6 protein-coding genes and 1 riboswitch are annotated in these 12,825 nt (G+C 61.1%); of the genes, 4 read left to right on the top strand and 2 right to left on the bottom strand.

Translation table 11 applies throughout. The features are described from left to right. The first annotated feature begins 229 nt into the window (after positions 1–229). From B5F28_RS07450 to B5F28_RS07435, 4 genes are all read left to right on the top strand, one after another. Positions 230–1,825: a beta propeller repeat protein gene (locus B5F28_RS07450; protein ID WP_143424709.1), complete on the top strand. Its 1,596-nt coding sequence runs from the start codon at positions 230–232 to the stop codon at positions 1,823–1,825. Between the two features lie 98 nt (positions 1,826–1,923). Next, positions 1,924–2,102: riboswitch (Lysine riboswitch) on the top strand. A 134-nt stretch (positions 2,103–2,236) separates the two neighbouring features. Next, positions 2,237–3,718 (top strand): alanine/glycine:cation symporter family protein, encoded by a 1,482-nt coding sequence (locus tag B5F28_RS07445; RefSeq protein WP_087294856.1) that lies wholly within the window; start codon positions 2,237–2,239, stop codon positions 3,716–3,718. A 73-nt stretch (positions 3,719–3,791) separates the two neighbouring features. After that, positions 3,792–5,411, top strand: coding sequence for an amidohydrolase (locus tag B5F28_RS07440; RefSeq protein ID WP_087294854.1), 1,620 nt, complete (start codon positions 3,792–3,794; stop codon positions 5,409–5,411). A gap of 320 nt (positions 5,412–5,731) precedes the next feature. Next, positions 5,732–10,324: a LamG-like jellyroll fold domain-containing protein gene (locus B5F28_RS07435; RefSeq protein WP_087294852.1), complete on the top strand. Its 4,593-nt coding sequence runs from the start codon at positions 5,732–5,734 to the stop codon at positions 10,322–10,324. Positions 10,325–10,408: 84 nt separating this feature from the next. Here the strand turns inward: B5F28_RS07435 and B5F28_RS07430 are convergent, their stop codons facing one another. Next, positions 10,409–11,572, bottom strand: a complete 1,164-nt coding sequence (locus B5F28_RS07430) for an MFS transporter (protein WP_087294850.1) — start codon at positions 11,570–11,572, stop codon at positions 10,409–10,411. A gap of 249 nt (positions 11,573–11,821) precedes the next feature. Continuing rightward, positions 11,822–12,616 (bottom strand): DUF624 domain-containing protein, encoded by a 795-nt coding sequence (locus B5F28_RS07425; protein WP_087294848.1) that lies wholly within the window; start codon positions 12,614–12,616, stop codon positions 11,822–11,824. Positions 12,617–12,825 lie beyond the last annotated feature (209 nt).

Raw genomic sequence — 12,825 nt, 5'->3', positions numbered from 1 at the left:
GCAAATAGGTACGCACCGGATTTTCCTCAGCAAGGTACGCTGACACCCATTACGGACCCGCCCGGAAACGGGATACGGCATACAAACAAAACCCAATCAGGCCGGATGCACGCTTTTGCTGCGTGCATCCGGCTTTTTCCATTTTGCCAAATCGTTCGGGGCTTGCCGGGGCGGTCTGCCCGCAGTATCATAAAGGCGAATGGAGATGCAAACAGGAGGGATGCGAGGAATGAAACGATGGATGGCAGCGGCGCTCTGCCTGCTGCTGGCGGTCAGCCTCACCGGCTGTACTCTGCTGGAGCGGGCTGCCGGTCAGGTCAGCGAGGCGCTGTGGCAGATCGAACAGCTGTTTTCCGCCCCGGCCCGGTCCGAGTCCCAGCCTGCCCCCACGCCGGAGCCCCGCTGGGTGGAGCTGGAAGCCTACGATCTGATGGAGCAGGGCTTCGGCCCCTTCACCGATGCGCTGGAGGAATGGCTGCGCCAGGGCCTGGAGGACGCGGAGAACCTGAGCTGGAACCTGCATTCTCTGGCTTTGACTCTGGGCACGGACGGTCTGCCCCTTACCATGGAGGCGGATCTGTACGCCTACCGGGACGGTCAGCTTCTCCAGGGGTACCGGATGGAATGGAACGCAGTCACCGGCCGGCTGCATCAGGATGTGAACAATGTGGGCACCCGGATGGACAGCGATGCCGAATCCGGCGCGGACACCTCGGAAAATCCCAACCTGCGGCTGGAGCTGGTGGCCGAGCGGCTACGCGCCCTGCCTCAAGACGATCTGCAGATGGCCCGGGGAACGCCGCTCCTGGTGGAGTTCACCGCTTTTTCGCGCCCGGAGGGCGGTCAGACCGTAGTGGACATGACGGCGGCCCCGGAGGGCTTTGATCTGGCCCTGTACCAGGCGGGGCAATACGGCAAGGCGGATGGCTCCCCCACCTGGATGCTCACCGTGCGCCAGGCGGGGGATGAGGACCGGGCAGGCACCCGCACTGCTCGCTTCTGCTTTGCCCCGGCGGACGAAACCCGCTGGCTGGGCAATCCTCAGCTGTATGAACAAACAGACATTCGGGTCACAAACGAGGGCCACCTGTTCTACACCCGGGACTGGGGCGAGCACTGGAGCGCCCTGCCCAGCCGGTTCGAGGGCCTGCTGGCGGAATGCATCGAAACCTGCACTGCAGTGACCCGCAGCAGCTGGTATATCTCCCCCCAGGCGGACGGCCCGGTGGGCTTTGTGTTGGGCGGGAATCTGCCGGTGATCGTCTACAGCCCGGACGGCGGCACCACCTGGCAGGAGCAGGCCATGGACAGTTATCCCCATAAGCCGGACCGGCGAGTGCTGTGCGGTGCGCCGGACGGCACCCTTTATGCGGCGGCGGGCTGCGACTGGAGCATGGGCGCCGGCGGCAAGACCCAGCTGTTCCGCTGCTCCCCCGGCGGCGAGAGCTTTGAAGCGCTTTCCCTGCCCGCCGAAGTGGACGGTCATTACCCCATCTGCGGTGCGGCGGCCGGGGCCGAAGGCGCGCTGGTGATCTCAGTGGAGACCTCCGGCGAAAACAACTGGCCGGACCTTTATTACAGCCCGGACCGAGGCGAAAGCTGGCAGGCGCTGGAGCTGCCCTGGGAGGATGCGCAGATGGACGGCGTGGGCTTTCTGTACCGGGTGTCCTGGCTGAGGCAGCAGGAGGACGGAAGCTGGCAGCTCTGCCTGACCCAGGAACCCACCGGCGTGAAGGGGTATGACTGGTGCGCTATCTTCACTGCCCAGATGCTGGAAGGGAGCTGGATCTATCAGGCAAAACAGCCTGACCCGGCCTCCCGCTGATTGAAACGGCTGAAAATGCACAAAAGATGAATAAAAATAAGAAAAATCAGGTTGACAACCCGACACCGCCGTTTTATGATAGGAAAGGAAATTGAATACCACACAATAGAGGCGCAAACCGTATGGTACCGCAAAGGGAGGCCTGCCGGCCAAAGATCTTTGCGGGAAGAGGCGGTTTGCCGAAACAGATTTCCGCGCGGCAGCGGGGTGTTTGTTGGGGTGTCGTCCAGTGGGCGGCGCACTCTCACTTGAACAAAGTGGTGGCGCTATTGGGGTTTTGTTCCGTTCTTTCACAGGGGGGCGGCGATGCAAATTCCGGCGTCGCGGCCCCTCTTTTTTTGCGGCATGGTCGGGGCGTGACGGGTGGTTGTGATGGTATCCGATGGAATACAAAGGAGGAATCACAACATCATGTCGAACTTTCTGAATGCCCTGAACAACATCATCTGGGGCCCGCCGCTGATCATTCTGATGATCGTCACCGGCGTGTACTTCACCCTGCGCACCAAGTTTTTCCAGGTGCGTCACCTGGGCTATATATTCAGCCGTACCCTGGGCCGGCTGTTCCACCGCACCGATGAGAGCGCCGATGAAAAGGGCCTGCTCACTCCCTACGAAGCCATCGCCACCGCCGTGGGCGGCTCGGTGGGCTTCGGCAATATCGCGGGCGTGGCCACCGCTGTGACCACCGGCGGCCCCGGTGCGGTGTTCTGGATGTGGCTCACCGCCTTCCTGGGCATGCTCATCAAGCAGGTGGAGGTGACCCTGGCGGTGTACTACCGCCGCACCGATGAAAACGGCGTACCCTACGGCGGCCCCACCTATTATATGGAGCGGGGCCTTGGCGAGGAGCGTCACTGGGGCAAGCTGTGGCTGCCGCTGGCCTTTGTGTTCGGCATCGGCATCTTCTCCACCTTCTTCATCAGCGCTTCAACCTTCACCACCTCTGAGGTGGTGGCCCAGTCTCTGGGCATTCCCCAGGCCATCGCAGCGCTGATCATCGTGCTGATTCTGTACTTCATGATCTGGGGCGGCGTGAAAAAGCTGGGCCAGATCCTCACCAAGCTGGTTCCCATCATGAGCCTGTCCTACCTGATCCTGGGCATCATCGTTATCCTCATGCATCTGGACAACCTGCTGCCCACCCTGGGCGCCATCTTCGGCGAGGCCTTCACCGGCTCTGCCGCGCTGGGCGGCTTCGCGGGTGCCAGCGTGTCCAAGGTGATCTCCACCGGTATGGCCCGCAGCGTATACTCCAACGAGGCCGGCTGGGGCAGCAGCCCCATGATCCACGCCTCCAGCCAGACCCGCCACCCGGTAGAGCAGGGTCTGTGGGGCTCCTTTGAGGTGTTTGTGGACACCTTCGTGGTCTGCACCATCACCGCCCTCACCGTGCTGGTTTCCGGCGAGTGGACCAGTGGTGCCACCAACGCCACCCTGGCGCTGAATGTATTCACCCATAACTTCGGTGTGTTCGGCACCGTGATCCTGACCCTTATCATGGTGGTGTTCTCGGTCACCACCTCCGGCGGCTGGTATGCCTACTACGAAGTGGTGCTGCGCCATCTGGCCAAGAACCATCCCCAGGTCAAGAAGTACCTGCTGCTCATGTTCAAGTACTTCTACGCGGTGCCCCCCTTCCTGCTGGCCCTCTATCTGATCTATGTGGGCGATCTGAGCATCTGGACCCTGGTGGACATCACCAGCGGCATCCCCACCTTCGTGAACGTGGCGGTGATCCTGATTCTGTCCGGCCAGTACTTCAAGCTGCTCAAGGACTACAAGGCCCGCTACATGCACATCGGTCAGGTGGACCCGAACATGGCCATCTTCTACGAGGATAAGCCCGAAGTGAAGGCAGCTCTGGAAATGGAAAAGGCTGCCCGGAAATAATCAAACGCAGAGCAATGCAGGCCGGGGCCTTTCTGAAAAGGGCCCCGGCTTTTGACCAATGGAGGAACTTTTTATGCGTACTCTTTATGAAAACGGACGGGTCTACACCGGTCAGCTGCCCCTGACCGAGGCCTTTGTGGTGGAGGACGGCCGGTTTGTGTTTGCGGGCGGCGCGGAGCAGGCCCGTCTGGCGGCCGGACCGGACGCTCAGGTGGTGGATCTGGAGGGGGCCTTCGTCTGCGCGGGCTTCAACGATTCCCACATGCATCTGCTCAACTACGGCTACGCGCTGCAGGTGGCGGACCTGTCCAGCCACACCGGTTCTCTGGCCGAGGTGCTGGACACCATGCGCGCCTTTTTGCAGGAAAAGAACTTTGCGCCCGGTCAGTGGGTGCGGGGCCGCGGCTGGAATCACGACTACTTCACCGACGAACAGCGCTTCCCCACCCGGCAGGATCTGGACCAGGTGAGCCGGGAGCATCCGGTGTGCATCGTGCGCACCTGCGGCCACACCTGCGTGGTGAACACCAAGGCGCTGGAGATGATCGGCGTCACCGCCGCCACCCCCCAGCCGGAGGGCGGCTGCTTTGAGCTCGGGCCGGACGGCCAGCCCAACGGTGTATTCCGGGAAAACGGCATGGAGCTGGTGTATTCCAAGCTGCCCAAGCCCAGCGTGGAGGATCTGAAGACCATGCTGCTGGATGCCCAGAAGCATCTGAACGCCTATGGCGTGACCTCCTGCCAGACCGACGACTTCGACGCCTTCGCCACCGTGGACTGGCGGGAGGTGATGGAGGCCTATGCCCAGCTGGAGGCCGAGGGCAAGATGACCGTGCGCATGTACCAACAGGCCCAGCTCACCAGTGTGAAGGCGCTGGAGGAGTTCTTTGCCGAGGGATATAACACCGGCTGGGGCGACGAATGGGTCAAGGTGGGCCCGCTGAAGATTCTGGGCGATGGTTCTCTGGGCGCCCGCAGCGCCTACCTGAGCCGGGATTACGCGGACAAGCCCGGCTACCGGGGCATCGCCATCTACACCCAGCAGCAGTTTGACGATCTGGTTGGCTGCGCCAACGAACACGGCATGCAGGTGGCGGTGCACACCATCGGCGACGGCATCCTGGACCGGGTGCTGGAAGCCTACGAGAAAGCGCTGGCGGAGCATCCCCGGGCGGACCACCGCCATGGTGTGGTGCACTGCCAGATCACCCGCCCCGACCAGCTGAAAAAGATCGAGGAGATGGGCCTGCATGTGTATGCCCAGCCCATCTTCCTGGATTACGACATCCACATGGTTACCGACCGGGTGGGCGAGGAGCTGGCCTCCACCAGCTACGCCTTCCGCACCCTGATGGACGCGGGGGTCTGGGTGTCCAGCGGCACCGACTGCCCGGTGGAGCTGCCCCGGGCGCTGGCCTGCATCCAGTGCGCCGTGACCCGCAGCACCCTGAAGGGCGACGCAGGTCCCTACCGTCCGGAGGAGGCCTTCACGGTGCAGCAGGCCATCGACAGCTACACCATCCACGCGGCGCATGCCTCCTTTGAGGAGAACGAGAAGGGGCGCATCGCTCCGGGCTATCTGGCGGACTTTGTGGTGCTGGGGCAGGACCCCTTCACCACCGAGCCCTCCGCCATCCAGAGCATTCCGGTGAAGGCCGTCTATGTGGGCGGCAAGTGCGTGCACCGGGTATAATCACAACAAATGGAAACCGGGAAAGACCAGCGGTCTTTCCCGGTTTTTTTACATCAACAGAAAAATATAAATGAAAAATAGTGCGGCGTCCACCGAAAAAGTGGCGAAATGTTGATGAGAGTGAAAAAATGCATAAATCAGAGCGCTGAAGCACGCGGCTGATAAAGCGGTTTGCTGAAACGATGTTCGGTTTTCTTTACAGAAATTTGCTGAAAATGTGATAGAGCAAAAAACGCAGGAAAGATAAACTATATCTGCTCCGACAAAGGACGATGAAAAAAACAGCGAATCGAAGCACACCGATCATAAGGAGGAACATGATGCATCACAGATGGATCAAAAACCTTGCCCGCCGCTGCAGCGCGGCTGTTCTGGCGGGCCTGATGCTGCTGAGCGTGCTGCCCGGCGCATCTGCACAGGAGCCGACTTCCGGCATGGCTCCCAGCGCCCCGGCGGTCAGCACCCCGGCCCCGGAGAGCACCCAGGCTCCCATGGCTACCGAGACCCCGGCGGAAACCGAAGCCCCGGCTGAGGAGACACCGGTGCCCACCGAAACCCCTGTAGCGACCGAAACCCCTGCGGCGACCGAGGCACCCGCAGTGACCGAAACTCCCGCGCCCACCGCAGTGCCGGTGGCCACGGAAACCCCTGCACCCACCGAGACCCCCGCGCCCGCCGAGCTGCCGGTACAGGCCAGCCAGACCAAGGCGAGCGAGCTGCCGGTGGCTGCGGACTGGAAATTTGACGAGAGCAGTGTGGCCTCCGGCAGCATTGCGGGCGGCGACCTGGTGCTGAAGGATCAGAGCGGCAACGGCAACGATCTGCGGATGGAAACCTACGGCTCCGCCGACTGGACCCAGTACCTGAGCTTCTCCGGCAACAGCATGACCGGCCAGGGCGGCAGCATGGTCTTCAACGGCGACAGCGCCGCAAAGACCGGCGTGGACTTTATCACCGTGGACGGCGCTCCCATCAACAGCCAGGAGTTTGAAGAGGGCTACACCATGGAGTTCCTCTATTACTTCCCCGAGGACTGGACTGCCGCGGATTCCTGGATGAGCCTGATCGCCCGGCAGGGTCAGAACGGCGGCAACCCGGAGGGTGAGCAGGGCACCATGTATGCCTCCATCTCCAACTGCAAGGAGATCCAGTTCATCACCGGCAATGCGGACGGCAACCACTCCATGTCCAGCGCGGCCTGGTCCGTGAGCATGGACGAGGGCGGCGTGTGGTACCACATCGCCATCGTGTCCGACGGCAGCGAGATCGCCACCTACGTGAACGGCTGCGAGGCCTTCCGTGACTATGTGAACGACGCCATGGACGGCATGTATGCCGACCCTGCCGACGGCCGGTTCCGCATCGGCTCCAGCTGGTGGAACGGCCTGGACAAATTCCTCCAGGGCAGCCTGCAGGAGATCCGCATCACTGGTGTTGCTCTGGAAAAGAGCGACTGGCTGGTGCCCAATCCCGAAGACTATGTGGGCGAGTTCGGCAGCAATGCCACCTACCAGCTGCGCGATGAGGACAACTACAACATCGTGCTGATGCCGGACACACAGAACACCGTGGAGTACCGCCCGGACGTGATGGATGCCACGGTGGACGAGCTGATCGCAAGCGCGGATGCACTGAACATCGAGGCAGTGGTTCACCTGGGCGACGTGGTGGATGATTCCGGCGATGCCGTGCAGTACAACAACGCCAAGGACATCTTCTATCAGCTGCCCGAGGCGGGCATGAAGTTCCTGGTGCAGCCCGGCAACCACGACAACTGGGCGGGCAACGGCTCCAGTTACTGGCACTACTTCGGCCAGGACAGCAAGGAATATATGACGCTCACCAGCTCCTATCTGACCCCCAAGGCCTGGAGCGGCGCCATGTTCGTGGATGCAGGCAGCTATACCTACATGATCATGTCGCTGGCCTGCGAGGGCGGCAAGACCAGCTGGAACCCCACCAGCGGTGAGCTGGAATGGTTTGAATCCATGCTGCAGAAGTACCCCAACTGCCCCACAATCGTGACCCGACACGACATCCAGAACTGCTCCGACACCCAGCCCAGCGCCATCAAGCTGAGCAGCGAGGGCCAGAAGCTGTGGGATATCGTGAAAAAGTATCCCCAGGTCTTTATGATGGTCGGTGGTCACAGCCACGGCTCCGGCGTGGAGGTGCTGCAGAACGATGCGGGCCAGGATGTGATCTCCATCCTCACGGACCTGCAGTTTGCCTACAACGGCGGCAACGGCTGGCTGCGCTATCTGGAGTTTGACGAGGACGCGGACAAGATCTACTACTCCATCTACTCCCCCTATGCCGCCAGCCTGGACGAGAGCGAAAAGAGCTTCTTTGATGTGAACTTCCTCACCGGCCCCGGCAACGAGGGCGAGATCGCCATCGATTTCGAGACCCGCTTTGCCGGTATGGCCAAGGAGGAGCCCGAGGCTCAGACCGAGGGCAAATGGATGACCGGCGAATACCACAGCCACAGCATCCAGTCCAGCGATGCCTCCGAGCCCTACATCACGGTGGAAAACGCCCTGAATGCGGCATTCCGTGAGGATCTGGAGGAAATGCCTGCTGAGGCCAAGGTGGATAACATCCAGTATGGCGAGGCCTTCGACTACTTCATGCTGGCCGACCATCTGCGTAACTCCCCCCGCAACCCGGACGGCACCGCAAATGAGACTGCCCGCTGGAGCGCTATTGGCGCCCAGCAGCGGGAGATCGAATCCCTACGCGCCCAGGGCAAGTACCAGGATAAGCTGATCTATTCCGGCTTTGAATGGGATATGATGAATCTGGACCACGCCAGCGTGGCTCTACTGGATGAAACCGGTACGGTTCCCTTCCAGGGTATCCGGGAATTTGAGTGGCTGTTCAGCTACGACACCAGCGCCGACCGCTTCTTCGGCGATGAGGAGGCCCTGTACGGTCCCCGTCAGAACGATAAGAGCGATGTGAACGACACCTATGCAGCGGTGCAGTGGGTGGCCGAAAATTACCCGGACAGCTTCATCCTGCCCAACCATCCCTCCCGCCACAACAACGGTAACGATGTGGTGGATAACGGCGAGGTGACCATCGAGAATCTGCGCGTGATGAACGACATCGCACCCGATGTGGTGTTTGGCTTTGAGGGCATGCCCGGCAACCAGCTGGACCCCTCCTGTGAGCTGCCCGCCGACGACATTCGCGCCGGTGCGGACGAGATGATCGCCGTGACCGGCGGCGTGTGGGATGCCCTGCTGTCTGAGGGCCGCCGCTTCTACAACTTCACCAACTCCGACTTCCACTTCAAGATCAGCTCCAACGAGCAGTATTCCAGCGGCTACTGGGCCAGCGAGTTCTCCCGCAACTGGACCTGGGTAGAGCCCGGCGAAGACCAGCAGTTTGCCTTCAGCGACGTGGTGGAGGGCATGCGCTCCGGCAACAGCTACGCGGTGAACGGCGAGCTGATTTCGGACCTGAGCTTCACGGTTTCCGGTGCCGGCAGCAGCGCCGCCATAGGCCAGGATCTGGATGTGTACGAGGGTCAGGATGTGACCGTGACCATCCGCTTCAAGGTCCCCGAGCACAACAACTACGAGAGCCTGTTCGGCACCGACACCGGCATCCAGGTGGACAACACCCCTGATCTGGACCATGTGGACCTGATCATGGGTCATGTGACCGGAAAGGTGGCGCAGGAGGACTACTCCAGCACGGCCAACACCGACGCCAGCATCGTAAGGAGCTTTGACAAGGCCGAGCTGGAAAAGGCACTGGGCGAGGATGGCTACTACACCCTCACCTACACCACCCAGGCGGATGCGGACATGTACTTCCGTGTACGCGGTCTGTCCAGCAGCGAGGTGGATGCCAACGGTGACCCCGTCACCCACGAGCGGGAGGTGACCAATGACCGTCCTGCCCGCTTTGACTACATCAACGACTACAACTACAGCCATCTGAGCTTCTACGCCAACCCCGTATGGGTGAATGTGAGCGACGCTCCCGCGGAGCCCGTTCTTACCGGCATCACTGTGACTGCGCAGCCTGCAAAAACGGTGTATGAGGAGGGCGAGTGCTTCGATCCCGCCGGTATGGAGATCACCGCTGCCTACAGCGACGGTTCCTCCAAGCAGGTGACCGATTACACCTGGGCACCCAGCGGCGCACTGACCGTAAACGACGATGTGATCACCGTGAGCTGGCAGGGCATGAGCGTGCAGCTGGCCATCACTGTGAAACAGGCTCAGCCGCAGCCCACCGAGAAGCCCCAGCCCACCCCGGAGCCGACCCCCGGCGAGCAGGGACTGAGCATTCAGCCCGGTATCACCAGCGTGCCCGACGGCCTGAAGAACACCGCCTTCAATACCCCGGAAAAAATCATTGCCGAGCTGTACCGGGTGGCGGCGAGCGTGCTGTCCGGCCTCAAGTCCGACGCCATGAAGGTCTACGACATCACCCTGATGACCAAGGACAGCCAGGGCCAGTGGATTCCTGTTTCGGATGAAAACTTCCCTGCTGACGGCGTGGTGGTGGAGCTGCCCTACCCCGACGGAACCAGCAGCAAGACCCACGACTTTGTGGTGACCCATATGTTCACCGCCGCACAGGGCAATTCCAAGCCCGGTGATGTGGAAACGCTCCAGGTATACGAGACCGAGACCGGTATCCGCTTTGTGGTGAAGAGCCTTTCTCCCATCGGTCTGGGCTGGGTTGAGCAGAAGACCGATTCCGGTGAGAGCAGCGAAAACGGAAGCGGCACCACTGCTCCGGAGGCTACTCCGGTGCCGGTGGTTTCGGAGGGCAGCAGCCCCAAGACCGGCGATGCCGGAATGCTGGCCGCGTTTGCAGTGGCGGTTACCGCCGCCGCAAGCCTGGCAGCGATGGAACTCCTCCGCCGCCGCGGCAAAAACGAACAATAAGCGTTCCCTTCGCATAACGTAAACAACAACCGCCCGCGCGGGCCCGGTTTATGCCGGAATCCCGCGCGGGCGGTTGTTTTTTGATTATTGGAGACTGCCGGTTTTCGGGCGGCTGCTGGCCAGATACAGCACCAGTCCGGCGAAGCAGAGCGCGAAACCGAAGCCCATGGCCAGTGGCAGAAATACATCCGCTGCCCGGCCGAATACCAGATTGGTGAACACGGCCACCGTGTCCATGAGCAGTGCATTCAGGCTCAGCGCGGTGGCCCGGTCGCCGGTGGTCACCTGCCGGTTCTGCAGCGTGGTCTGCAAGGGGGTGAACAGGCTGTGGCAGACCCGCAGCAGTAAAATTGCCGCCACCGAAACCAGTGGTCCCTGCGTCAGCGTCAGCGCCAGGCAGGCGGCAGCCGCCAGGCCCAGCAGAAGCCCGCCGGTGCGCCGCTCCCCCAGCCAGCCGGTGAGCCGGGCGGAAAACCCGCCGCACAGGCCCAGCAGCGTCATGACCACATAGACCACGGCGATGGCGCTGGCCGAAAGTCCGGCCCTGGTATATTGCACCTGATTCAAAAAGGTGGTGATGGTCTGGTGCGCCTCGTTCAGAAATGCCGCCGCCAGCACCAGAAGCAGCAGCCGGGGGCTGCGTGCCAGCTGTTTCAGCAGCGCGGCGAAATCCGCCAGCTGGTGGCTGGCGGTTCTCGCCTGGCTGGGATGCACCTCCCGCAGAAAGAGCGCCAGCACCGCCGCGGCTCCGTAGCTGAACACGGTGAGCAGGCCCGCCAGCCGGTAATTTTCGCCCACGAACACTGCATATACGGCGCTGGCAGTCAACAGCCCGGCCATGCCCAGATTGTTGTAGATGCCGAAGACCCGGTGACTTTCCTCTTCCGGGCAGGAAAGATACAGGATGCTTACATCCAGGCCGGAAAGCCCGGCGCAGACCACGCTGAGCATCAGCCGCTCGGCCAGAAAACCGCCGAAGCCACTGGCCTGCCAGAACACGATTTTGGAAAGAAAATACAGCCCGCAGCATACGATCATGGACCGGCGATAGCCGATCCGGTCGGCCAGAATGCCCCAGGGCACCTCCAGCGCCAGCGCCAGCGCCAGCGAGATGCTCTCGATCAGGGTGATCTGAAAAACGCTCACCCCCGCCGCCTGACGGTACAGGGTGGCGATCGGCCCGTAGAACGCCATGCCCTGCAACAGGGCAATGGCATACATCAGCCGGATGTTCCGTTTGCTTTTCATAATAACAAAAAACCGTCCTTTGTCTGAAAATACCGCACAGCAAACACCGCTTTGCACAGTTGCACAAAGCGGCCGTTACGCCTGTGAGATATGTTTAGATGGGACGGTTCATAGACAGATTCTCCTGATGCGGGGCGAATTGACCCGGAAATTTGCTTTATTGTATCACAGCGGCAAATTGTTTGCAAGGGGGTGTCCGGAAGAGAAAAAAGCCCCGATCAAAACGATCGGGGCTTTTCAGGGATATGATTATTCTCCGCGGTTTTCCGCGTCGCGCTGGGCCTGCTGCTGGCGGAAGCGCTCCTCCAGATTGAAGCATTTGTCCAGCACCGGGTAAATGATCATCAGTGTGATCAACTCGATCAGGGCAAAGCCGAACAGCAGCACCCACAGGGCGGTGTAAGGCAGGAACGAGAGAATGAGCACCCAGTAGACGATCTGAACCAGTGCGGCGCAGATGCTGCGGGGCGCGTGGGAAAGGGCCAGGAACAGGCTGTTTCGGAACAGCTGAGGCAGCGACAGCTCCATCAGCACCAGCTGGCTGAACAGGAAGGGGAAGATCATGGCGGTGAGCAGTACGCTCATGCAGATCAGCACGGCGCTGGCCACATCGAGCTGCCCGCCCAGGAGCAAAAAGTAGCTCATAAAGAGCTGGCTGGCCAGAAGAAAGCCGAGGATAGCGCCCGGAATCAGGCTTTGCTTCCAGTTGTGGCGGAAGGCTTTTTTGTAGGTATGCCACCAGTAGCCCGGCTCATCCCGCAAAGCGCGCAGGATGGTGTCGTGCAGGCCGGCGTAGCAGGGGCCCAGCAGGATGCCGCCCAGAATACCGCCCGCGGCTGATACCAGCACCGCCTGACCCAGAATACCCAGGAAGATCAGTGCCACGGCGGGTACAAAGCAGATCGTGCACAGCAGGTTGGCTTTGAACAGGTCGCCGGAATCGCGGCCCAGGATTTCAAAAAAGCGGGCCGCACCCTTTTTGCGGGGCTCGTCCTTGCGAACACCGGGACCGGGGGCGTTATAGTTGGGGTGGAAAAGACCCATGGTGAATCATCGCTCCTTTTTATTGTGCATGCGGGCGCACCTGCGCCCTGATTCTTCTGCCTTTATTTGTATCATATTTTTCGCCGGATTACAAACAGAGACAGAGCTGTTTGTGTGAAATGTTCGGAAACGTTTCCGGGAATTTTTGGGAAAATACATACAAAGCGCACAAAACTTTCAACAAACTGGTGCATATATCGATGAAAGTA

It is taken from the genome of Gemmiger sp. An194 (genome assembly GCF_002160145.1).
In the GTDB taxonomy this organism is placed as follows: Bacteria; Bacillota; Clostridia; order Oscillospirales; family Ruminococcaceae; genus Allofournierella.
Note: the sequence above shows the minus strand (reverse complement) of the source record. Positions and strands in the feature narration are given on the sequence as shown.